The sequence below is a fragment of the Olleya sp. Ti.3.14 genome (assembly GCF_038154885.1).
GTDB lineage: Bacteria > Bacteroidota > Bacteroidia > Flavobacteriales > Flavobacteriaceae > Olleya.
The window spans coordinates 493,734-518,940 of the sequence record NZ_JBAKAO010000001.1 but is presented as its reverse complement, the minus strand read 5'-3'; the positions used below and the strand labels follow the sequence as shown (position 1 = coordinate 518,940).

Annotated in this window: 23 protein-coding genes; 15 read left to right on the top strand and 8 right to left on the bottom strand. The window is 31.4% G+C overall.

All coding sequences use genetic code 11. From position 1 onward, the window contains the following. From V6251_RS02440 to deoC, 5 genes are all read right to left on the bottom strand, one after another. On the bottom strand, positions 1–2,469 hold the full coding sequence (locus V6251_RS02440) for a DUF5686 and carboxypeptidase regulatory-like domain-containing protein (protein WP_341586899.1): 2,469 nt from the start codon (positions 2,467–2,469) through the stop codon (positions 1–3). A gap of 202 nt (positions 2,470–2,671) precedes the next feature. Next, on the bottom strand, positions 2,672–3,130 hold the full coding sequence (smpB, locus tag V6251_RS02435) for an SsrA-binding protein SmpB (protein WP_145001975.1): 459 nt from the start codon (positions 3,128–3,130) through the stop codon (positions 2,672–2,674). A 34-nt stretch (positions 3,131–3,164) separates the two neighbouring features. Next, positions 3,165–3,671, bottom strand: coding sequence for a GNAT family N-acetyltransferase (locus tag V6251_RS02430; protein WP_341586898.1), 507 nt, complete (start codon positions 3,669–3,671; stop codon positions 3,165–3,167). Between the two features lie 10 nt (positions 3,672–3,681). Beyond that, positions 3,682–4,380, bottom strand: coding sequence for a purine-nucleoside phosphorylase (deoD, locus tag V6251_RS02425; RefSeq protein WP_145001973.1), 699 nt, complete (start codon positions 4,378–4,380; stop codon positions 3,682–3,684). Positions 4,381–4,416: 36 nt separating this feature from the next. Next, the gene (gene deoC, locus V6251_RS02420) at positions 4,417–5,088 is read right to left on the bottom strand and encodes a deoxyribose-phosphate aldolase (RefSeq protein ID WP_341586897.1); all 672 of its coding nucleotides are present in this window, start codon (positions 5,086–5,088) and stop codon (positions 4,417–4,419) included. A gap of 178 nt (positions 5,089–5,266) precedes the next feature. Between deoC and V6251_RS02415 the strand changes: the two genes are divergently transcribed. Further along, the gene (locus tag V6251_RS02415) at positions 5,267–5,884 is read left to right on the top strand and encodes an OmpW/AlkL family protein (protein ID WP_341586896.1); all 618 of its coding nucleotides are present in this window, start codon (positions 5,267–5,269) and stop codon (positions 5,882–5,884) included. A 105-nt stretch (positions 5,885–5,989) separates the two neighbouring features. After that, positions 5,990–7,477 carry a malate dehydrogenase (quinone) gene (gene mqo, locus V6251_RS02410; protein ID WP_341586895.1) on the top strand — a complete coding sequence of 496 codons (1,488 nt, stop codon included), beginning with the start codon at positions 5,990–5,992 and terminating at the stop codon, positions 7,475–7,477. Between the two features lie 36 nt (positions 7,478–7,513). On the opposite strand, the gene V6251_RS02405 is transcribed toward mqo, so the two are convergent. The 3 genes from V6251_RS02405 to clpB all read right to left on the bottom strand — a co-directional run bounded on the left by V6251_RS02405 (position 7,514) and on the right by clpB (position 12,912). Beyond that, positions 7,514–7,915 carry a hypothetical protein gene (locus tag V6251_RS02405; RefSeq protein WP_341586894.1) on the bottom strand — a complete coding sequence of 134 codons (402 nt, stop codon included), beginning with the start codon at positions 7,913–7,915 and terminating at the stop codon, positions 7,514–7,516. A gap of 321 nt (positions 7,916–8,236) precedes the next feature. Further along, entirely contained in the window at positions 8,237–10,153 is a 1,917-nt protein-coding gene (locus V6251_RS02400) for a PEP/pyruvate-binding domain-containing protein (RefSeq protein WP_341586893.1), read from the bottom strand. 149 nt (positions 10,154–10,302) lie between these two features. Continuing rightward, positions 10,303–12,912: an ATP-dependent chaperone ClpB gene (gene clpB, locus V6251_RS02395; protein ID WP_341586892.1), complete on the bottom strand. Its 2,610-nt coding sequence runs from the start codon at positions 12,910–12,912 to the stop codon at positions 10,303–10,305. Positions 12,913–13,180: 268 nt separating this feature from the next. Between clpB and ytxJ the strand changes: the two genes are divergently transcribed. The 13 genes from ytxJ (at position 13,181) to V6251_RS02330 (ending at position 25,128) form a co-directional block, all read left to right on the top strand. Then, on the top strand, positions 13,181–13,561 hold the full coding sequence (gene ytxJ / locus V6251_RS02390) for a bacillithiol system redox-active protein YtxJ (protein WP_409994622.1): 381 nt from the start codon (positions 13,181–13,183) through the stop codon (positions 13,559–13,561). 4 nt (positions 13,562–13,565) lie between these two features. Next, positions 13,566–14,072: a DUF3124 domain-containing protein gene (locus V6251_RS02385; protein WP_341586891.1), complete on the top strand. Its 507-nt coding sequence runs from the start codon at positions 13,566–13,568 to the stop codon at positions 14,070–14,072. A 5-nt stretch (positions 14,073–14,077) separates the two neighbouring features. Continuing rightward, on the top strand, positions 14,078–14,683 hold the full coding sequence (locus V6251_RS02380; protein ID WP_145001963.1) for a MarC family protein: 606 nt from the start codon (positions 14,078–14,080) through the stop codon (positions 14,681–14,683). A gap of 115 nt (positions 14,684–14,798) precedes the next feature. Continuing rightward, positions 14,799–15,566 (top strand): hypothetical protein, encoded by a 768-nt coding sequence (locus tag V6251_RS02375; protein ID WP_341586890.1) that lies wholly within the window; start codon positions 14,799–14,801, stop codon positions 15,564–15,566. A gap of 174 nt (positions 15,567–15,740) precedes the next feature. Continuing rightward, positions 15,741–17,042, top strand: coding sequence for a metal-dependent hydrolase family protein (locus V6251_RS02370; RefSeq protein WP_341586889.1), 1,302 nt, complete (start codon positions 15,741–15,743; stop codon positions 17,040–17,042). A gap of 176 nt (positions 17,043–17,218) precedes the next feature. After that, positions 17,219–17,770 carry a hypothetical protein gene (locus V6251_RS02365; protein ID WP_341586888.1) on the top strand — a complete coding sequence of 184 codons (552 nt, stop codon included), beginning with the start codon at positions 17,219–17,221 and terminating at the stop codon, positions 17,768–17,770. Between the two features lie 171 nt (positions 17,771–17,941). Beyond that, a complete protein-coding gene (locus tag V6251_RS02360) occupies positions 17,942–18,769 on the top strand; it encodes a hypothetical protein (protein WP_341586887.1) in 828 nt (275 codons plus the stop codon). Positions 18,770–18,911: 142 nt separating this feature from the next. Beyond that, on the top strand, positions 18,912–19,412 hold the full coding sequence (locus V6251_RS02355; RefSeq protein WP_341586886.1) for a phosphoribosylaminoimidazolesuccinocarboxamide synthase: 501 nt from the start codon (positions 18,912–18,914) through the stop codon (positions 19,410–19,412). A 149-nt stretch (positions 19,413–19,561) separates the two neighbouring features. Continuing rightward, positions 19,562–20,119: a hypothetical protein gene (locus tag V6251_RS02350; RefSeq protein ID WP_341586885.1), complete on the top strand. Its 558-nt coding sequence runs from the start codon at positions 19,562–19,564 to the stop codon at positions 20,117–20,119. A gap of 337 nt (positions 20,120–20,456) precedes the next feature. Next, the gene (locus V6251_RS02345) at positions 20,457–22,214 is read left to right on the top strand and encodes an FAD/NAD(P)-binding protein (protein WP_341586884.1); all 1,758 of its coding nucleotides are present in this window, start codon (positions 20,457–20,459) and stop codon (positions 22,212–22,214) included. Positions 22,215–22,380: 166 nt separating this feature from the next. After that, entirely contained in the window at positions 22,381–23,565 is a 1,185-nt protein-coding gene (locus V6251_RS02340) for a YHYH protein (RefSeq protein WP_341586883.1), read from the top strand. 181 nt (positions 23,566–23,746) lie between these two features. Next, on the top strand, positions 23,747–24,358 hold the full coding sequence (locus V6251_RS02335; RefSeq protein WP_341586882.1) for an outer membrane beta-barrel protein: 612 nt from the start codon (positions 23,747–23,749) through the stop codon (positions 24,356–24,358). Between the two features lie 203 nt (positions 24,359–24,561). Continuing rightward, a complete protein-coding gene (locus V6251_RS02330; protein ID WP_341586881.1) occupies positions 24,562–25,128 on the top strand; it encodes a hypothetical protein in 567 nt (188 codons plus the stop codon). Positions 25,129–25,207: the final 79 nt, after the last annotated feature.

Genomic DNA, 25,207 nt, shown 5'->3' with positions numbered 1-25,207 from the left:
TTAAAAACTAAACCCAAACATAAACGTATCGTTGACCAAACCGCTTCCTTGGTAAGCACGCACATAATCCACACGTAAAAAGCGCATTTTACCCCAACCTAAATTGCTTAATCCAAGCGAGTATTCGGTGTATGGTTTGTTTTCTTTAGTTGCTGCTGCATTAAATCCAGCAACCAAATTAAAATTAAGCTTATTTAATAGCGGAATTTTGTTTAAGATGTAACCCTTAAAGTTGTGTTCTGCATGAAATTCGGCGTAAGCCTTATTAGTACTTAAAGCGTAATATGGTAGTATTTTAAAGGCATTTATGTAATTACCGTCTATAACCGTATTGGTTTGATTACCATTAAAATGGTGGTAGTCTACAAAAGCAATATCGTCTGCATTATTAAATATTCCTCCTTTTGCTAAGTATGTTAAATCACCTTTGTTACCTAGGTTTAAGCTTTGGTAAATTTGAGCTTTAAATTGATCAAAATTATAGTTAGCGTTACTACTTCCAAAACCTTTTTCGTAACCTAGATATAAGGTCGGGATTTTACTATTAGGAAGGTTGTATTTTCCAAATGGGTAACTCATGTAATTTTGTCCAAAGTTAATACGTGTATTAAGATTAAACTTCATGATATTGTGCGCATCAAAAGAGGCTACACCATTTGCAGTTGGATCTAGTGGATTGTTGCTAGTGTAGTCTCTGTCATCTTGAGGTTGCCAGGTTTGATCTGTAGTGTTAAATAATGGTTTACGGTCGTTATAACTTAGGTCTGAGTATACATGTAAACCGTTTAGTACTTCATGACTATAATTTAATTGAGCAAAATTACGGTCGTAAATTTTTAGATAATTTTTTTCTGCCCACAGAGAATAGGAGGTGTTTAATACATCTAAACTAGTTAAGTTAGGATTAAATTGTTCCACTTTACTACCTCCTGATAAGGACACAAAAGCTCTGTTTTTATTATCAAATCTGTAATTTATAATTCCTGTAGCTCTTAATCTATCCTCTGACTCGCCATAGTTAATTGTAGATGACATATTAAAATACTCTGGACTATCGTCCTCAAATCGCTTAGTAAAACTTGCAGTTAATGATCCATTCCAACCTTGAACAGTGTTAAATCCTAGTTTGCGAATAGGAGAGGAGATATTAAAATACGTTTTATTATACGAGTCACGATAACTGTAACCACCTAAAATATCACCAATTTTAAACTTGTTATCTACTTGGTCTACAGAGTCTAAATAGGTTTTGGATTCTCTGATTAATTGTATACTATCTCTTCTAACATAATCATTAGCCTCTACAGTGGTTAATGGAACTGGTCTTTTGGCATCCCAATATAGCGAGTCCTTTTTATTTGCATTATCTTGAAAAGATAGGACTTCTCTGGTAAAATTCTTTTTATCAATATTTGGGTTAAAGTCATAATCACTGTAAGCTGCTGTAAAACGACCATCACCATTAAATCCAAATATTCCAAACTCAAAATCAAATAGTTGTGTGGTTTTAACCCATTGTTTTTCTTGGTCGTAATAGGTAAACGTTTGTTTAATTTTAAATAGATCCACAGCAGGTATTTGTGCTTGTTGTCCAGTTAAAGTGACGTCTGTTCCAAATAAACTCCATTGGTCTTCAACAATATAAATAAATCCTCCAAATGCTTTATCATTTTTACGTTTAGGAAGTAATTCAATTTTATTAATAAGGTTGCCCAAGTCGTCATAAAACGTACCGACTAGTTTGTATTTGTAATAGTTAAAGGCAAAGTCAGCAATAGGAGATACAATTTCGCTACCTAACTCAAAGGTGTTTTGATAAAAATTAAATTCGACGTCAGTCGCATTATTAAAACTAAAACCATTACTGTCTCCACTAATTTTAGAAGCGACAATGGTTTCTTTAATAGGTTTAGGAGATTGATTTTCTAGTTTGGATATTGTCTCTGATAAATAGACAATACCTGTTCTAGTCGAGTCTAATGCACCATCTAAATCGCCAACCTCTTGACCCATAATTTTTTCTGGGACATTGACCATTTTTAGTAACCCTCTGGAGTAAAACTCGGCTTTAAACGATTTAAGTTTATTTAAATTCTCTTTACGTTTAGCAATGGTTTGCCTGATAATTGCATTTGCTGGATTTTCATCCGAATTAATAACAATCTCGTCTAAATTGATATCTTCTTCAATTAAAACAACATCTAGTACAAACGGAAGCTTTGTTATAACGACCTTCTTTTTTATAGTTTTATAACCTAAGTATTGAAACGTAATGGTGTAATCACCTGTTTTATTGATGTCCAATATGTAATTACCATCATTATTGGTTGTGGTACCAGTGTACGTATTTTCAATAAAAATATTGACTACAGGAAGAGGTTCGTTTTGGTTTGATGTAACGGTTCCTGTAATTTGAGAAAAGGCAAAGCTGCTAAATAGGGTAAATAGCGTAAGTAAAGAGTATTTCATGATAAGTTGGTTGTTTAATAGTATAGACGCACATTTTTATAAAATGGTTGCCTAGCCTCAAACATATAACTTATTGAAATTGAATATTGTTATAAAAATTATAAAGTTTTTCTTGAAGAAAAATAAAAAAAGAAAGATCTGCTATTTTTGTTTTAGTCGAAACTAAAGCATAAAACGGAAGCAGCATAAGTAAGACTAATGTTTAGTTGAAAGATTTTTTAATACGATCTAAATCACGTTTATTATCTCTATCCTTAAGCGTTTCGCGTTTATCGTAAAGTTTTTTTCCTTTAGCTAAAGCAATGTCTAATTTGGCTAACCCTTTTTCGTTTAAAAATAGACGTAACGGAATAATGGTTAAACCAGAGGTGTTTACCTCTTTTAATAATTTTTTAAGTTCCCGTTTGTTAAGTAACAATTTACGTTCTGCTTTTGGTCTGTGGTTATAATAGTTACCAAATGCATATTCCTGGATATTCATGTTAATAACAAACAATTCGCCTTGTTCATTAAACTCGCAAAAAGATTCGGCAATAGACGCTTGACTGTTTCTAATGGATTTAATCTCTGTTCCGGATAAAACAATTCCAGCAGTGTATTTATCTAAAATTTCATATTGAAATTTAGCCTTTTTATTAAGTATGTTTATCTTTTTTTGCATTAGTGCAAAGCTAATAAAATAGAAGTTAAAGTAATTATAATTGTTTAGTCATTTTATGCATGCCTCTAAATTGATCTAAAATTAAATCAAAATCTAATGCATAAGAGTCCACGATTTTAAAACCACATTTTTTATAAAAGTTTAACGCCTGTAATTGTGTGTCCATAGCTTCTAACCAAATGGATTTGGATAGATTATCTGTTGCTATGTCATAGCTTAATTGCATTACTTGTTGTCCCAAACCTAACCCTTGATAATCTTGATCTAAATATAAACGGTGTAATTTGGTGGTTGACTTAGCTTTTTGATGCACTAATCTTAAAATGCCAATGGTTTTAGTATTGTATTTAATAAAAAAATAATTGGCATTTAGATCTTGTAACTCTTTGGTTAGTTGCTTTAAATCATATTGCGAGTTTATGTACCAATTACAATCATTGTTTACCCATAAGTGTTTGTAAGCAGGAGGATAAATACGTAGCATTAACTGCAATAACACCTCGTGGTTGGCTAGTGTAATGGGTTTTAAATTTAATTTCAAACGATTAGTTTTAAGCTAACTCTAAAGCAATATCTATCATGTCTTTAAAAGTAGTTTCGCGTTCTTTACTAGTTGTTTTTTCTCCAGTGACTAATGAGTCTGAAATGGTACAAATAGTTAAAGCATTAACATTGTGTTTGGCAGCTACGGTATATAAACCAGCAGTTTCCATCTCTACGCAAAGCACACCAAATTTACTCCATTTTTTATAGGACTCAAAATCGTCTGCATAAAACTCGTCTGAAGTAAAAACATTACCAGCTTTAATAGTAATATTTTTATTTTTAGCAGCTTCAACAGCTTTTTGAAACAATTCAAAACTAGCTGTAGGTGCATAATCTGCTCCTCCAAATCTAAGCTCGTTTACACCAGAGTTGGATGAGGCAGCCATAGCCAAAACGACATCTCTAATTTTAATGTGTTTTTGGTATGATCCAGCACTACCAACACGAATCAGGTTTTTTACGCCAAATTGTGTAATCAACTCATGAGCATAAATAGATATACTTGGTACACCCATTCCTGTTCCCATTACAGAGACACGTTTACCTTGATACGTACCAGTGTAACCTAGCATACCTCTAACTTCGTTAAAGCAAACAGGGTTTTCAAAAAATGTTGTGGCAATCCATTTAGCACGTAAAGGGTCTCCTGGTAATAAAATAGTTTCTGCAACATCGCCTTTTTGGGCTCCAATATGTATACTCATGTTTTTTTTATTTAGTTGAAATGAATAGCCTAGTGTTTAATAACTTTTATCTCTTGATGCATTGCCTGTCACAATTGCAATTCCGTTGGACGTTCCAATACGGTCAACACCTAGATTTATGTATTGTAACGCAGTGTCTGTGTTTCTAATTCCTCCAGATGCTTTTATTTTTGTATTACCATTATTAATGGCTTCCTTCATTATAGTTATTGCTTCAATAGTAGCACCAGAAGTACCAAATCCTGTTGAGGTTTTTATAAATTCGGCTTTAGCCTTAATGGCTAATTTACTAGCTTCACTTATTTCTTGGTTATCAAGATAACAAGTTTCTAAAATTACTTTTAATGTATTGTTTGGCATCACTTTTTTTACAGCTTCAATATCTTCAAATACAGTCTCAAAAGCTTCACTTTTAAGTAAACCAATATTTAAAACCATATCAATCTCATCTGCACCATCTTTTAAAGCTTGTTTGGTTTCTTCAACTTTAGCAATGGTACTCATAGCTCCCAAAGGAAAACCAATAACACTACATACTTTAACGTCGCTATCTTTTAATTCGGCTTTAGCCAAACTAACATAACAGCTATTGACACAAACAGAGAAAAATTGGTGTTGTATTGCTTCTTGACACAATTGTATAATATCTGCTTTAGTTGCAGTTGCTTTTAAAATGGTGTGATCTATGTATTTACTTAATGGTTTCATCTAAAAATATTAAGATATAAAGTTAGTTGTTTTTTGATTAAAAAAGTTAAAGAATTTTATCAAACTACATGCTGCAAAAACGATAAATAAACTTACTTAAACAATGACATAAGTCAGCTTTTCTGTTTTAAGTCTCACTTAAATTTGCAGTATACAAAAACAACTAATTTAATTTATTATGAAAAAAATAATTATACCCTTTGTGTTATTATTACTATTATCTTTTAGTGTAAAAGCGCAAGATGCACCTTCTAAAGATTCTGATTTTAATACTTGGCAAGCTCGTTTTAGAGTAGCAACTGTAATCCCTTCTCCAGGAGATAATCTTGAAGGCGCAGATGTTGATATTTCTACAACTGTAATTCCAGAGGTTGACTTTACTTATTTTTTTACCAAGCATTGGGCTGCAGAGCTTATTTTGGCAACCACTAAACATGAGGTTGAGGTTGAAGGTTTGGATTTAGGTCATGTTTGGTTATTACCTCCAACTTTAAATGTGCAATATCATTTTTATTCAGGAGATTTTAAACCTTACGTTGGAGCAGGTGTAAACTATACTATTTTTTATGGAGAAGATGCTGGAGATGTTGTGGGTATGGATTATGAAAACTCGGTAGGCTTTTCATTTCAAGCAGGAATTGATTATAATTTAAACGATAAATGGTTTTTAAATTTAGACGTTAAACAATTATTACTTAGTACAGATGTGATGGTAAATGCAGGTGAAGCTGAAATACCTGTAGAGGTGGATATTAACCCTTTAATTATTGGTCTAGGGATTGGTGTAAAGCTTTAATTTAAGAATACACTATATAAAAAAGACTACAATTTGTAGTCTTTTTTTTGTTTCAAACTTATTTTCTCGTTTGACTTATTTATATTTAAAAAAATATAATTTGGAATGAGCAAAGCTAAACTAGATAGTAAACAAGAATACGATTTAATTTGTGTTGGAGGTGGAATTATGAGTGCAACATTGGCACTGATTTCTAAACTGCTAAAGCCAGATTTAAAGGTGTTAATTGTGGAGCGTCTTGGTGAGGTGGCTCAAGAAAGTTCTGCTGCTTGGAATAATGCAGGTACGGGACATTCTGCGCTTTGCGAACTTAATTATTGCCCTGAAGAAGACGGTAAAGTAGTCATTGATAAAGCCATTAAGATTTGTCAACAGTTTGAAGAGTCTAAACAGTTTTGGAGCTATTTAGCGACGCTTGGCTTAATTGAAGATCCTGATGGTTTTATTGCTTCAGTGCCACACCATAGTTGGGTTTTAGGTAAAGAAAATGCAGATTATTTAGAGCATCGTTTTAATACCATGAAACATCATTTTATGTTTGATACTATCCAATTTACAAAGGATAAGAGTAAAATGAAAGAATGGTTTCCGTTAATTATGAATAACAGAGACGAGGATGAGGTAATGGCTGCTTCTAGAATTGATAGAGGTACAGAGGTTAATTATGGTACATTAACAAAAACATTATTCAATATTTTAGAAACCAAATTTGATACACCTGTATATTGTAATATGGAAGTTAAAGATATTGATCCAAGTCCAGATATTGATTGGACTGTAGAAATAGAAAATCTTGAAACTAACCAAAAACATAATCTAGAATCTAAACATGTTTTTATTGGAGCAGGAGGTGGTAGCTTATTGTTATTGCAAAAAGTAGAAATTGATGAAAAAGAAGGTTATGGTGGTTTTCCAATAAGTGGGGAATGGTTGGTTTGTAAAAACGAAGCCATTATAAAGCAACATAATGCTAAGGTATATAGTAAGGCAGGACTTGGCGATCCACCAATGTCTACACCGCATTTAGATACTAGATATATAAACGGAAAACGCGAATTGCTTTTTGGTCCATTTGCAGGTTTTAGTCCTAAGTTTTTAAAAGAAGGTTCTAATTTTGATTTGTTTAAATCGGTTAAATTTGACAATATCTCACCATTATTAGGTGCTTTTTGGCATAATTTACCTCTAACTAAATATTTGATAGAACAGGTAACTTCCTCTCATGAAGACCGTATGAAGGAGTTACGCAAATTTGTTAAAGATGCTAATAGTGATGACTGGGAAATCTTAGTAGCTGGACAACGTGTTCAGATTATTAAAAAGGATGAATTTGAAGGTGGTGTTTTACAATTTGGGACAGAAGTGGTAAGTAGTACAGATGGAAGTATTACTTGCTTACTTGGTGCTTCTCCAGGAGCATCTACAGCAACGTCAGTAATGTTAAAGGTCTTAGAAAAAGCATTTCCAGAACTATTAAACTCTGAAGAAGGTAAGACGGTAATGGATAAAATGATTCCTTTTTACAATACTGAGGTTACAGAAGACTTGTTTAAAGCACAATTAAAAAAGAGTGCAGTAGCTTTAAAATTGTAAGTAAAAATAGAGATTATAGCTTTTAATAAATCGAAATTATAAAATTTCAGATTTTTTCTCGTCTTCTTGTTTTATAATTTTAGACGTCCAAAGTATGGTATCGCTCAAATTTTCGAAAAGCTCAAACGGTTTGTTGTGAAATTTGTTTTCAAACCTGGAAGTTTCACGCATTTTTTCGTCAGTACTAATAACCGCAAAAGCAACTAAATTTGGAATTTCTTTTGCTGCACTATAAACTAAAGGATTAACAGTATAAGAGGCGACACGGTTGGAAATAAAAGCAAAATTTTTATTCTTGAAATGTTTTTCTATTATTTCAACAAATAATTCTGTTTCATCATCACTGATAAAAGCACCTTCTTTGACCTGTTTAATTAGAAAGTCATCAAAAACATAAATTTCGGCATTACCTATATCGTAATAATGGAATATTCCCATGTTGTTTTATGGTTTTGGTTGATAGTTCAATGTTTTCAAGGTAGTAATAAAAAAGGGACTTTTAAAATTTAAAATTAAATTTTGGAATTAGTAAAGGGCTTTATTTGTTTAAATTTAGCGTAGCTATTTGATATGCAATTAGCTATAGTAAGCTTTAGTTTTAATGATTTTTAATAGTCTTTATAAATACCTGTTTTACTCCTAAAAAGGCAATGCATAGACTTAATATAGCTTAAAAGTCTAGTTGTTAGCCATTAGAGTTGTTAGCCATTAGAGTTAGGGAAGTAGTCGTTATAACTTGGCATTACCATAATTTGTTACTTAATCGTTAAAATATCTTACCTGCTTTATATATAATTCTCTATCCGCTCCATCTAGTTTAAATTCTATATCCAAACCAAACTCTAAGTACTTCTGTTTGGATTTATACACGTTATAGTAATAGTGTTTTTTGATTTTTTCTAATTGTTCGGAGAGTGTAATTATTTCGGCTTCAGTCATTACTAATTTACCATTGTTAAGGTTAGAGTGTGATATGATTTCGACAATACGTTTTTCGTTATATAATTTAGAAGACGATCCAGAATAGCAAATAATCTGGTCGCAGGTCACACCATCTTCAGGTTGTACAACACTAGCTTCTCCAACTTGGACATTAATAACGGTTCCTAGGTAGTTTTTTCGATACAAATTTTTGGTAATAGCAACACCATTGGCTTTCTCGTTAGGGAAGGAGCGATGCACTAAAATACCCATTGCAATGCTATTTTGGTCAATATTGAAGTAGTCTCGTTCTAAAAAGGCACGCTCATACCATAGGCTTGACCATACTTTTTTGATTGCTTTTTCAATAGATTTTTTCTTGCTACCAACAATACCTGTTTTAGAGTCGTATAATCCTGCTCCCGAAAACCCAACAATATCTTCTGCATTTGTCGAGCTTCTAAATCGTAAGCGTGTCTCGTCTCCTAAACTTTTAATTTTGGCTTCGACATTAGATATTAATTCAGGATCTAAAGGTGTCTTTTTTATTAGTTTCTGAATTGTTTTTAGTTGCTCTGTTAGTTTATAAGCATCTTGATTGATTTTGTAATCATAAATCATTTGCTTGACTAAGCTGTCTGCTCCAGACGTTTTTAGATGTGCTTCATAATAGTAAAACGGAATGGCAAATGCCGATTCCGGAATTTTAAAGGCTTCTTTTTTAGCTAAATCATATAACACACCAAAGTTAGCAGCTTTTCCCCCAACGGTGTTTATTGAGTTTTGACTTAAGTTGTCTGCATTAATTAAGGTTTTTATCGCTGTGTTTTTTTCTAGAAACAACGTCGCTTTTTTCTGTTTTTTAGTTTTTCTTTCAAACAATTCTTTAGAGATTGGTTTGATATAAAAGGTATCTAAAGCCACTTCAAAAGAAACATATTGATTGTTGAAGCTTTTTAAAATATCAGATTGCATGGCTTTAGTATAAGCTGCAATTGGAATTTGTCTGTTTTTTCCTAATACCGAAATGTGACTTAATGGCGTTTGTAAAATAGTGGTTATAACGCCAGCTGTAATAGGTAATTCTAGGATAGGTTGATTAATAACAATTATATCATGTTTAGAAATATTGTTTTGTTTTAACGAATCAACAGCAACAAATTTTAAGCATCCATAACTTTTTTGAGTACTTACCGCTTGATACGTTTGGTCGCCATATAAATCTGAAGCAGATATTGTAGGAATGTCTAAAACAGCATCTAATTGTTCTAAACGTGCCGTATTTAAAAAGAAATTAAAGCTTTTAAAATACGTTGCTTTTTTGATGGCTTCGTAAAATGTTTTAATATCTGCAATTTGCATATCATCAATAGGAGAAAGCTCTAGGTTGTAGGTGTTGTTAGCTAAGTAATGATTTATGTTTCCTAATAAAAAGCGTTTGTTTTTATGCTGCGCTTTGTAGTTAGAATTATTAAATTCTCTTAAAGTTTCTGGGATTTCTAAATACCCTTTACAAAAATGGTAGTGGTATTTGTAGTTTTTACTGTTGATAAAATAGAGTTGTTGTTCTTTAATATCAAAAACGACTTTTAAAGCATCAATATTCCCATATTTATTAGTGTTTGGTGATGTTTTTAAGGCATTAAAATCGGTTTCCGAAGTTAATACACGTTTAAACTTAGTCTGAGATAAAACAAATGTTGAGGTTAATATAAAAAGAACGACGAGATGATTTTTTAGTTGGGATGTGATCAAGCTAAGTGGTTTTTTATTAGAGTAATACAATATAGAACAAAAAAAAGCAACACGCCACTTTTGTAAAGTATTGTGTTGCTTTTCAACTAACCAACCATAATTAAAACGTGCTCTTTTACGCTTTATTTTACGTTAACAGAACTTTGTGATTACAGTGCTTCTGTTACTAAATCGCCTTGATTTCTAAAGACTAATTCGCCATCAAAAGCATCTAGTAAAATAATACTATCTGTTGTTACTTTTCCAGATAAGATTTCTTTACTTAATTGGTTAAGTACGTCTTTCTGAATGACACGTTTTACTGGTCTTGCACCATATTCTGGATTATAACCTTTGTCTGCTAAGTAGGTAATAGCTTCTGGTGTAGCATCAAAAGTAATCCCTTGTTTTGCAATCATTTTAGAAATACCTTTTAGCTGTAATCCTACAATTTCTGTAATATTATCTTGCGTTAAAGGTGTAAACATAATAATGTCATCAATCCTATTTATAAACTCAGGTCTTACCGTTTGTTTTAATAAGGCTAAAACATCCACTTTTGCACCTTCAATAGCTGTTTCTACATCTTTTACAGCATCAAAACGCTCTTGTATTATTTGACTTCCCATATTGGATGTCATGATGATGATGGTGTTTTTAAAATCTGCAATACGCCCTTTGTTATCTGTTAGATGCCCTTCGTCTAACACTTGTAATAAGATATTAAACGTGTCTGGATGTGCTTTTTCAATTTCGTCTAAAAGTACTACAGAATAAGGTTTACGTCTAACAGCTTCGGTTAATTGTCCACCTTCATCGTAACCAACATATCCTGGAGGTGCACCAACTAATCTGCTTACCGCATGACGCTCTTGGTACTCACTCATATCTATTCTGGTCATCGCGCTTTCATCATCAAACAGATATTCTGCTAAAGCTTTGGCTAATTCCGTTTTACCAACACCAGTTGTTCCTAAAAACAGGAAGGTTCCAATTGGTTTTTCTGGGTTTTGTAATCCTGCACGACTACGTCTTACAGCATCACTAACCGCAACAATAGCTTCTTCTTGACCAACCACACGTTTATGTAATTCCTTTTCAAGATTTAATAGTTTTTCGCGATCACCTTGTAGCATTTTGGTAACAGGAATACCTGTCCATTTTGCAACAACCTCTGCAATATCCTCATAAGTAACTTCTTCTTTGATTAAAGAATTTTCAGATTGGTTATCTGCTAAGTCTTTCTGTAATTTTTCTAATGCTTCTTGAGCTTCTTTAATCTTACCATAACGTAACTCTGCAACCTTACCGTAATCTCCATCGCGTTCTGCTTTTTCAGCTTCAAGCTTAAAGTTTTCGATGTCTTGCTTTCTGTTTTGTATGTTGTCTACAACTTCTTTTTCGCTAATCCATTTAGCATTCATTTCGTTGCGTTCTTCTTTTAAGTTAGCTAAATCAGATTGTAATATTTTTAATTTACTTTCGTCTTTTTCACGCTTAATAGCTTCTATTTCAATCTCTAACTGCATCACTTTTCTGTCTAAAACATCAAGTTCTTCTGGTTTTGAGTTGATTTCCATACGCATTTTAGCAGCAGCTTCATCCATTAAATCAATTGCTTTATCTGGCAAAAATCTGTTAGTTATGTAGCGTTGAGATAACTCTACAGCACCAATAATAGCATCATCTTTTATGCGTACTTTATGGTGTGTTTCGTACTTTTCTTTAATTCCTCTTAATATTGAAATCGCACTTTCTGTATCAGGCTCATTAACCATTACTTTTTGGAAACGACGCTCTAAAGCTTTGTCTTTTTCAAAATACTTTTGGTACTCGTCTAAAGTTGTTGCTCCAATAGCACGCAATTCTCCACGAGCCAAAGCAGGTTTTAAAATGTTTGCAGCATCCATTGCACCTTGTCCGCCACCTGCACCAACTAAGGTGTGTATTTCGTCAATAAATAGTACAATATCTCCTTCGCTATCTGTTACTTCTTTGATAACCGCTTTTAGACGCTCTTCAAATTCTCCTTTAAATTTAGCACCTGCAATTAGGGCGCCCATGTCTAACGCAAAAATTTGCTTGTCGACTAAGTTTTCTGGGACGTCACCATCTACAATTCTGTGCGCTAAACCTTCCGCAATAGCTGTTTTACCAGTTCCAGGTTCTCCAACTAAGATTGGGTTGTTTTTAGTACGACGTGATAAAATTTGAAGGATTCTTCTAATTTCTTCATCACGACCAATAACAGGATCTAGTTTTCCGTCTCTGGCTAATTTGTTTAAATTTTTAGCGTATTTATTAAGGGAGTTGTAGGTCTCCTCTTGGCTTTGTGAGGTTACGCGATCTCCTTTTCTTAATTCGTCTATTGCTGCTTTTAAACCTTTTTCTGTTACGCCTTGGTCTTTTAGCATTTGTGCTATTTTGCTCTTTGATTTAAAGACTGCTAAAATAAAGTGCTCTATTGATACGTAATCGTCATTCATTGCTTTTGCAATAATAGACGCTTCGTTTAATGTTTTACTGGCTTCACGAGAGAGCATTAAATCTGCTCCTGTAACTTTAGGAAAACTTTCTAGTTGCTTATCTAATGCTAATTCTAATACATTAAGATTGACATTCAGTTTTTTTAAGATGAATGGTAGTACGTTTTCATCAACCTCAAAAATGGCTTTAAAAAAGTGTTCATTTTCTATTTGTTGATGGCCATAACTTTGCGCAATCTGCTGAGCGCGTTGTATGGCTTCTTGCGATTTGATTGTATAATTATCTGGGTTCATATATAGTATGTATTTTTTAATTTCCGCGTAAGCGAAAACCATAAGTTTATTATTGTTTACGAGTGCTATATTTCAATTACCTTACCAATTGTAATTGCAAGACAAAATGTCGCTTTGATGTGATTTTTAGCCGACTTTTAGTCAGTTAGTGGTTTCGTTTTATTTCTATGTAAGTTAATCAAAACCTTTCGACATAATCTATGATATGTATCATAAAAATGATATTTTTGTTTAACTTATAGCGTTAATTTGCTAAAAAGAAATTATTATGTTTGGAAAATTATTTGGAGGATCAAAAGCGCCAAAAGAAGAGAAAGTATTACCATGGAAAAATTTAACCGAAGTGTCTCAGTTATCAGAGATAGAGCGTTTATCACTTGGTAAAACACAGGTTATATTTAAGCATTCTACACGTTGTGGAATAAGTAGTATGGTTATGAACCAGTTTGTTGCTGCTTTTGATGTGGATGCTAATTTAGATTTATATTATCTAGACTTATTAAGCTACAGAGAAGTCTCTAATGAGACCGGTTATAAGTTTCAGGTAATGCACCAAAGTCCACAATTATTAGTGATAAAAAACGGAGTAGTGGTGGCACATGCTAGTCATGGTGCAATAAATGAGATTGATTTAACTAAATTTATTTAAAATTATGAGATATGTATTGCTTTTTATTATCGTATTAGTCACTTTTAGTTGCGAAACTGAACAGGAAGACGTCTATGTAGCTTCTAATAATTGGAAAGCGATGCAATGGAATAAACCACTTAGTGACTCGTTAGTTTCTGGGTCAACATATTTATCTGTGTACTCGCAAATATATAGTGTTACAGAGCATAAACGCCATGATTTGACTGCAACTGTTAGTATTAGAAATATTAATAAAAAGGATACTATTTTTATAAAAGAAGCAGATTTTTACAATACAAAAGGGGATTTAGTTAAAGTGTATTTTACCGAAACGATTTATGTAAATCCAATGCAAACTATTGAAATTGTTATTAATGAAAGAGATGTAGAAGGTGGTACAGGTGCTAATTTTGTTTTTGATTGGTTAGCGTCTAAAGATGCAAAACCGCCATATTTTGAAGCAGTGATGATCTCTACCTCAGGACAACAAGGTTTGTCTTTTACAACTAAAGGCGTTGAAATCGAGTAAAAAATATGAAAGACATTTTAACAACTATATTATTTTTAATTGCTGTAATTGATCCATTAGGATCAGTACCTGTTTATTTAGAAGCTACCAAAAATTTTGATAAAAAATATAAAAAACGTGTGGCCATCAGAGCTAGTATTGTTGCGTTTTTTGTACTTCTGTTTTTTATGGTTATTGGTCAATTTATTTTAGAAGGTATGCAAGTAACTTTAGATGCGTTTCAGATTTCTGGAGGTGTGATCTTATTTTTGTTTGCATTAACAATGATTTTTGGAGATGGTAAACCAGAAACCGAAAAACATTTAATTAAAGATTATAAACACGTCACTATTTTTCCTGTAGCTATACCATCCATAGCCTCTCCAGGAGCCATAATGGCTGTGGTTTTAATGACCGATAATCATGTTTATACAATAGAGCAGCAAACCATAACTATTTTATTAGTTTTAGTTGTTGTTGCAATTACATCGTTATTACTTTTAGCAGCAAATGTTGTGCAAGAAAAGGTTGGCGAGTATGGTATTACCGTAATAAGTAAAATTATGGGATTAATATTAGCCTCATATGCAGTTCAAAGTATACTGAGTGGCTTAAAAGATTTTTTTGCTTAACTATTAATTAATTGGCTTCTGATATTATTTGGGAGTTTATATGTTTGTTGTATGCAATTTGACCAATTTCTGTGCCTATTGGTATAATTGTTGATTGAAATACTAAAACCAATTCATGAAAACATCTAAATCTATTCTATTTCTGACATTTTTTTTAGTCACATTTTTTTCTTGTAATGATGAACCTGTGGATTTTACGTTAGAGGACAATTCTGCTTCTGAAAATAACGATATAAAATGGTGGATACTTGTGCATCCATCATATGGAAATCCGGGAATTTATCTATACAATGAAACCAATTCTACTATCGAAAACATTTTACCATTACCTGATTCAAATGGTTCACCTCATGCTTTAGATTTTGATGGAAACTCATTATGGTTAGGAGGTGCAAGCTCAATCAATACAACAAACGGAATCTTAACTCACAACCCAATTTACGAACTGAATCCAGATAATGGAGAAGTAATATCAACAATAGACAATATAAGAACCGAAGGAATTTCTGTTTCTAATAATCATATTTACTATTCAACTTATGGACAAATTATAGAAATTACAAAAACAGGAACTTTTGTTAGTTCGACATCTGTTGAAAACATTACTATTAACGATATTGCCATATGCAACTCGATTAAATATTATGTTTACAATGGTTCAATAGATCCAATTATAAAAGTAAACGAAGCATCAGGACAGGATGAAATTATTCTTGAAACTGATATTCCAAATCTTTATACTTTATCTATTAGAGATGATAATTTTGTAGTTGTGAGTAATAATCATTTTAGAAGATTCGATATGAATACAGGAGAACACTTATCTGATATTAAAATAGAAATTAATGGTTGGATTACAGCTATTGCACCTTACAATAAGTAATTTAAATAAAAAAACTGCACACAACAACATGTATAATTAATTGCTTGTTTTAAGTTTACTTACGAACATTCCTGCGGAATATTCTATCTGTGATTTATTTGCTAACTTAGTGCCTAAATAATGCAACTAACCATACACAATCACGTTGGTATACATTTAAACAAAAATTGAGACATGTATAAAACCCTTATATTTTTATTCATAATTATTATTTCCTCGCATACGAGATTAATAGGACAACAAAAAAACACCTATATTAAAGCTGGTTTTTTATACGAAAGTAAAAGCAATAAGCTACTAAAAAACAAACTTATACAAATTCAAGGGACAAAAATTATTTCTATTGGCGAATTTGAATCTTTACCTAAAAACAGCGAAGTTATAGATTTAACGAATTATACTGTTCTTCCTGGACTAATTGATGCTCATACACATGTCCTTTTTTCTCAAGAGGCCAATGAAGATTTTGCTGAACACAGCGTTAAATCGCTGACCATGGAGAGTGATGCTTTAAGAGCGCTTCGTGCTGCCAAAAGAGCAAAAAGTTACTTAGAAGAAGGAATAACAAGTATTAAGGATCTTGGAAACTCTGGTTTATACCTAGATGTAGCTCTTCGAGACGCTATTAATGAAGGAACGATTGATGGTCCTCGTATTTTTGCATCTGGTCCAATTTTGGCAGCAAATGGCGGACAAGTTTATGGTGTGCTACCTAAACATCAAAACATAATAGATTTAGAATATCGAATAATAACAAGTCCTGAAGATGCAAAAAATGCTGTCCGTGAACATGTTAATCAAAATGTAGACTTGATCAAAATTTGCGCTGATAATATTCCCAATAACACCTATTTAACAATAGATGAAATAAGAGCTATTGTAGAGACTGCTCACTCATATAATTTAAAAGTCACAGCTCATTCCGTAACAAATCAATCCGCATGGAATGCAATTGAAGCAGGTGTAGATGGAATTGAACATGGGTTTAATTTAGCAGATAGCACTTTAGTAAAAATGGCAGAAAAGCAAATCTTTCTTGTACCTACAGAAAATAGTAAATCATATATGTATACTTATGCAAAACTGGCCAATTATAACCAAAATGAGTTAGATTGGATTGATAACTATATTAATAGGATGAAAAAAAGACTTGATAGAGCAATTGAAATAGGTATTCCTATAGTGGCTGGTTCTGATAATTATACAGATATAAAAGTATCATCTGGAAAATCATCAAAAGACATGTATAGGTATTATTTTGAAGCAGGAATGAAGCCTTTAGATATACTTCAATCCAGCACATATATTTCAGCTTTTCAATTAGGAAGAGAAAATGAAATTGGACACATAAAACCTAAAGCAAATGCAGATATTATAGCTGTAAAAGGAGATATTATTAATGATTTCATCTCTACATTAGAAAACGTTGTATTTATAATGAAAGATGGAAATATTTATAGAAACAAAAATAACTAAAATACACTTTAAGCAAAAAACGTATGCCAACAGCGTATCTAATTTATTGCTGGCTTTTTGCTTACTTCCGAAAATCCTCGCGGACTTTCTATCCGGTTTTTATTTGCTAACTTAGTTATTTGAAGTACGCAACAAACCATATACAAATACATTGTAAAACATTTAAAAATAACATTATGAAAATAATACATTATATAGTCATCCTTTTTTTCGTTGGAATTAATGCGGTTAATGCTCAAGACTCGAATAATGAAAATAACTCTAATTACGAAGAATTGGCATCAAAAATTTGTTCGTATGGATATTGTACTTGGGGAAATACTAATCCAACTGATGAGTTTGATAGAGCAATTTTGCGAGAAGTTGGAACTGATTTAAACGACCCAGATAGAAAGAAAAAAGTTTCAGATTTTTTGAATAAAAATAGTCATATACTAATCTGTGGCGATGATGGCGTTGAGGGCATACGCGAAAGAGAACAATTACTCAAACGATCTGTTTCTAGTGGGTTTTATGGATATTTACAACAATTAGCAATCGACAAGACATATTCTGTTGATTTTAATACATATGAGATTATTAATGGCGAAAAAGAAACCCTTTTAGATTTTATTTATTTAATTATTAATGACGTGGATTTAGCTGAAGATTATAATATTCTTGAACTTGAAGCTTTAGCAGATGCTATTGAAGAGAAAGGTGGAAAAAGAGGAAAAGATCTTGAGTAAAAACTAATGATAATAATAGAATAACGTTTCGCAACAAAGCTTATAATTAATGGCTAGTTTTAGCCTACTTTCTAAAGTCCTCGCAGATTTTCTATTTGGTTTTTATTTGCTAAATTAGATGCTTAAACCACGAAAAAAGCCACACGCAACAGCGCGATACAACATTAAAAAATGAAAACGAAAAACATATTTTTATTGACTTTAGCATTAATTTGCTCAACTTATATTATTTGGGCTCAAGGTGGGCAAGATAGTTTAAAAATAAGGAAAATTATTCATGCAAAATACAGTACAAATAGATTTTCAGAAATGCCACGAGATTCTGCATTTAAAGACGACCATCTTGTAAAGTATGAAGTGTATGATGACAATGAAAAGATAATTGAATACGGTCAATACGATGGCAAAGGGAATATTTATAGGGTTACCAAAATTCAAAAAGACGAAAGTGAAAAACAAATAAAAAAAACAATTTGTGATTTAAAAGGAAACCTGAAACAATATTATATTATTACAATTGACGATAACGGAAATGAAATAGAATTAAAAAATTATAACAGCAAAAATAAATTATTTTATATCCAAAAAAACGAGTACGATATAAACGGAAATGTAATATCAAAAATTGGAGGCGTCCCTAAATCGGATAAAGTCTCTACAACTGAATTTGAATATAATTCTAATAATGAAATGATACAAAAAATACATTACAATTCATATGGAAGCAACGAAACTCAAACATACATTTATGATTCAAATGGAAATGAAGTGATTTCCGAATCTTTTAAAGCTAATGGTGATTACACAAAATTTATTTCTACTTATGATATGCACAACAACATCTTAACACAACATTGGTACGACAAAGATGAAAAACAAAAACAGTGGAATAATTGGGAATACCATTATGACAAGCAAGGACATTGGATAACTAAAAAAAGCTATACCAATGGAGATTTAGGTTTGGTATGGGAAAGAAAAATCGAATATCAAAAATAACGATATACAAAATCGTATATATTGTATTGCTGGCTCTGGCCTAACTACAAAAATCCTCATAGGTTTTCTATTGGGCTTTTATTTGCTAAATTAATAATAAACCAACGCAACAACTCATACACAAACACATTAGCATACATTAGTGAAAACCGAACAAACATTTAAAACTAAAACTGGATTTTGTCACATTACTGAGGACAAAATTATTCTGACTCGTGACGGAATTATTGGAAATGTGGCCGAGTTGACAATTGGAAAAAGTATCTATCGTATATTAGGAATGTATGGCATTATGGCTGTTATCTTGTTATATATGGCTTACACCAAATTAATAAAAAAAGATTGGATTGAATTAGCTATGTATTTCGGAATTGGAGCTTATCTAGTGTACAGTATGACTAAAAGTATAAATTTAAGTGCAATACCAATTATTGATCGGGATAAAATAAAAAACGTGGAATTTAAGTCTGCTAAAAAGTTTTTGACTAGAAGTTATTTTAAAGTGAATTTTGAGCAGAATGACGGAAAAATAAAAAGTCGCCTTATTATGCTTCCAGGATCATTAACTGATGGAATAAATGAAACAGAAAAAGCAATTGGAATTATGAAAAATGCTGGACTGATAAAAAATAACGTTGGGTAGCACTATATATAATCTACTACCAGTTTTATCTTACCAACAAAAACACTCACGGATGTTTTATCTGTGATTTATTGGTTAACTTTAGTTTGGAAACACGTATCTAAGTCGTACATAAATACGTTACCCAATTGAAGAAAAAAAACATCAAAATGACTAACAAATTTATTTATAATCTTAAAATAGTAATTATCCTTTTGTTAGTCACCTCTTGCAAAGTTGAAGACCAATATTATGATTTAAGTCAAGAAGGTAAAGCATTACTAACTTATGAAATAGGCGAAATTTTTCAATTGAAAAACATAGAAACTAATGAGATTATTTCTTTTTCTGTTAACTCAAAAACTATAGAATATATTGCTGATGGTCCTAACGAATCATCATTTATATTTGGCTCTTCTTCAGACGATTTTATAGAAGTTGGAAGAATTTCATTTATTGATAATTCAAATTGCTATAAAGGAGAGATAACTGTAAAAAGTGATAGAGATAATGACTTTGAATTTACAGCTTATTTTTATGATTGTTTTGGAGATGATTTTTATTATTTCCAAAATGAATTTATTGACACTACTAGTTTAGAAGGTGTTGATTATTCAAATGTTTATATTCTTAGAAATTATCCTAAAACGCTTTACTATTCAAAAGAAAAAGGAATTTTAAAAATTCTTGACGTCGATGAAAACACATTGTTTGGACTGATTGAATAAAAACGTTTGGTAACACCAATATATAATCTGCTACAAGTTTTACATTAATGGGAGTCCAATTTGAAAAGCTATAAAGACTGTGGCTAACACCATTTATAATTTTTGTAACTATAGTCTAGCTACTTTATTACTTATAGATACTTATCTGTTTTTTTCTAAGTTATAATAAAAACAAAACAAGAAGTAATAACATAAAAGCGCGATTTAGGTTAATATTTCAATTTTAAAAATGAGTCTGAAGGAGTATCTTATAATTAAATAGCAATTGTATTATGAATAAAAATATTCTTTAAGTATCTTACAATTCATTAGTGTCTTTTCAATTTTAAAATTATAAATGAGTACACCAAAAACTACAACAATTGCTATCATTGGATGTGGACCAAGAGGTCTTTCAGCATTAGAAAATATAATGATTGCATTATCAAATACTAATTTAAAAACACTTCCAAAAATTGTAGTTTTTGAAAAATCTGCTCAACTAGGTTGCGGTTCTATATATAATTTAGATCAACCAGATACTAACTGGTTAAATATTTCGGAACGCGCTTTAACTATCGCTAAAAGACCTGTAATAAAAATTAAAAACACTAAAATTGAAGGCTTTATGTCTTACCATGATTGGACAGGTAAAAGTCAAGATGCTATTTATAATAATAAACATGAAGTGTTTCCTAAACGTTCTGATGTTGGTAAGTATTTAAAAGCGCGCTATACTAGTATTGCTCAAGCGTTACAAAAACTTGATGTATTGACTGTTTTTAATTCTGAAGTTATAGAAGTAAAAAACAACAATCAATCCTTTACAATTACTGTTGACAATGGTAACAATTATAATGCAGACGAGGTCGTACTGACTATTGGACATCAGGAAACCAAAACATCCAAACAATTAAAAGATTGGATAAATTATGCTCAAAATAATAACACAGTTAATTTGTTTTTAAAAGCGTATCCTATAAAACACTTACTATCTAAAGATTATAAAAACATAGCTCATACAGTTGGACTTAGAGGTTTTGGACTAGCAACCATAGATGTTATTAGGGCTATAACCAAAGCAAATGGTGGTTATTTTGAAGTTATTGATGCCAACACAAACAAAATGAATTATCATCCAGGAAAAAGCACCTTAAAACTTATACCTTTTTCATTGGATGGTTTACCTATGGCTTGTAAACCTTTAAACTCCAAAATTGATGCGTTATTTACACCAAGTGATGCTAAAATTTTAAGTCTTAAGTCAGAATTATTACAAATTAAAGAGGATGTAAATTATAATAATGGCAACACCTTTTTAATTAAAGCTATGGCGACTATAGTTGCCAATCAATACTTAAAATTAGGTAATCACGCTTACCAACATAATTTTTCTGTTACAGCATTAAAAGTAATAATAGAAGCCTATCTAAAAGACGAAAATTTTAAACACGAGTTATTACTATCTCACGATAATGCGCCAGAAGTTATTATTCAAGCTTATGTAGATATGGCTACTGCAAAACAGCCAATAAGTTTAGATTATTGCTTAGGTCAAGTTTGGCGTCATTGCCAGCCAACATTATACGCAATGATGTCTCACTCAGCTTTACAAGAGGATATAATAAATAAAGTTATCGCGCTTGATGAGCGTATAAAACGTTACGCTTTTGGACCACCTATTGAAAGTTTACAACAGATATTAGCCTTAACTTATCAAGGTACATTAGATTTAAATTTTGTCAACGATCCAGAAATTAATTTAACATATAATGGCTGGCAATTACAAAAAAATAACCAAGAAATTACAGTAGACACCATGATTAACACTGTTTTAGACAGTCCAAAAATCGAAAAAGTAATTTCGCCAATTGTAACCAATTTATTAAATGATAATTTAATACAAGCCATACACAGTAAACTTGGTGTAGACACAAAACAAAATGGATTAGTAGTCTCTAAAAATAAAAAACAAACACTTAATCTAGCAGTTTTAGGTAGGCTTGCAAAAGGAAGCGTTGTTGGTGTTGATGCTATTTTAGAATGCTTTGGACCCAGAATTAAAGATTGGGCGAATGGTTTAGTAGAAAGATTAAAAACAGACAATCCATCTTAAAATATTTGATTGACGCCTTTAAAAAGTTAAACTTGACAATAACTAAAGGGATTTTTATTAGCTTTTTATGGTGAGATTTTGAATAGGTGGTATTATTTACGCTAATTTATCAATTACCTTAAACGAATAACTATTAAAAATATAAAACAACCTAAATAATCAACAAATGAAACAGACTTTATCATTTCTACTGGTTTTAGTACTCTTAATTTCGTGTAAATCAAATCAAGAAAAAAAAGAGCAACAAGAACCTAATGGACAAAGACCGTCTTTGACAGAATTAATATCAGAATTAGACAGTAATAACGATGGTAAACTGTCCGAGAGTGAGGTTAATGGACCAATTGCCAATGATTTTAAAAATATAGACAGTAATAATGATGGCTTTTTGACTTTAGACGAACTTAATAAAGCAGAAAAAAATCAAGAGGGTAGACCACCACGACAATCAAATGAAAACAAGGATTTATCAAACCAGATTGATACTTCTGTAAAGGTAATGCCTGTAAATACAGATTACTTTATTTCAGAAAATATTATTGACGGAATCCAAAAGCAAATGATCGAATTAAATGGAGTTGAAACCTTGTGCTACGTTATTAAAACAAATTCGCAAGCAACAGAACATAAAATGGGTCCTTGGTGTCCAAGACATATCGAGGATGGCATGGAAAAAGCAGGAATCTGGTTTAAAGATGATAAAGTATATGATGTTTCAGGTCATTTTATTGCCAAACTTGATGAGTTTTATAGCGACGATAAATGGCAGCTGTACAGAGAAGATGGAACAATAAGGGTTACAGACACAGAAGAAGGTTGTTTGGCTGCTGCTAAACCAGAAGTTGAGGAAGCCTACCATAATTATTGTGTGGAATGTTTACCAGAATATTTTAAAGATCAGGTAACCACTTTTATACTTCCTGTAAAACCTGTATATCTAAAAACCACTCAAAGTTTTGGAAGAGGCGGAATTGGAATTGCTTTTAACGGAGTTAAATATGATCCACCAGCACCAACGCACGCCATATTGGCTGCTCATACAATTGCACCTTTAGACGATCATGGAGGACACGTAAATCCACATGGAGGATACCATTATCACGCAGTAACAGGCTCGACAAAAGAAATCGCTCAAATCAATGCACATGCGCCAATTATTGGTTATGCGATTGATGGCTTTGGAATTTTTGGATTGTTAGACAAAAATGGAAATAAACCTACTAATTTAGACGAATGTGGTGGACACTTTGATGAAGAAAGAGGATACCATTATCACGCTGGCGAACCTGGAGGAAATCAAATTATAAAATGTTTACACGGATTACCAGGCTATACAGAAGTACAAGAGTAGAAAAATATGATTACACTAAGGTATAAAATAGCACTGGTCTAATCTTTAATACAAAAGTATGTGATTGTAAAATGGTATTGATTAACCAAAATCAATCTGTTAATCCGTGAGCAGTATTGTTTTGCCTTGTTTTGATCGACATTGGTGATTAAAATTATAGATCAAAAAATAAAAATATGATATGAAATATGTAATCTGCTTTGGCTTTTTAATTAGTAGTTTATTAAGTTATGGACAAACGACAGAAAAAGGAGATTTAGAAGTTACTCCAATAATAGGATATAGTGATTCTTACCAATTTCATTCTTTCCTTTTTGGCTCATCAGCTGTTTCTGGTATTCAATTAGGAGTTTACGGAAATTATTATTTTAACAACAATTGGAGTTTACGCTCAGGTTTGCTTTATCAAAAAATGGGAACTAACAATGCTGACTTTTTAATTTTTTCTGACAATTATTCCGAAAGAACAAAGTACATTACTGTTCCATTAACTATTAATTATCACTTTGGAGCAAAACAAAACTGGTACATAAATTATGGAATTAGTGTTGGATTTTTAATTGAAGCAGAAGCAAATTACAATGATGGAAATGGTTTTATTAGTATAAATGACTTGGCTAAATCAACTCAATTTGGAATTAATGGAGGCATTGGATATAAATTTCAAATATTACCCAATTTTTTAATGGTCGTTGAAAATTTTAATCTGATTGGACTTACCGACACTACTGAACAAAGAGGTGGAAAGAATTTTTATATGAGTTTTAATGTTGGTGCTGTTTTTAAAATCTAAAAATCACTAATTAACTCTGTGTGACAATTACACAAGCTAATTTAAAATGGCCTGATTTGTAGTTTGAAAAAAAAATAGCCAAACTTTTAAATACTTGTTCCAAAATTAAATTGGATAAAAAATCTAACGACAACAGCGTATAAAACTAATGTTTAAATTTATCCTTAATTAATCATAGTATAACAGTCTAATTATCTGAGCTTATGAAAGAATATCATAATAGTTTTGAATTTCAAATAAATTATAATGCAGTCACAAAGGACAAGCTTATTAACTATTTTGAAAATAATAATCTTAAAATTATTAAGGATGAAACCGATCTTGTTTTTGAGAAAAAAGGGTCAATTTTTGATGGCTGGAAACTAAATGTTCTAAATTGGGAATCTAATATTAGAGTCAAAAGTGTTGATAATCATAAAATTGTTATCCATCATACTGTTAAAACCTATGGTTTTGGAGTTATTACACCAATAGCTTTTTCATCAATTTTTGAAAAATATATAGACAATTTAAAACAGTATATTTTTAATAATGCGTCTTTTGAAAAAAAGAATAATGAGTTAATAAAATTAGGAAGAATTAAATTACTAAAATATTTAGCCATTTTAACCTTAGGTATTTTAGCAGGTTTATATTTTGGAACTGTTTTGAAAAATTTGACTCATATTAAACTATTTGGATATCTAGGGATTTTTTGTGGCGCTTTAATTACTCAAATAGTAATTAACAGTTACCTAATTAAAATTAATAATTCAAAAAATCTTGTTTAGCATTCTGCTAATTAGGGATTACGCTCAAGTACCAGTAAGACTTTCTGTTTATATTTAACCATTTGCAATTCAAGAAGTA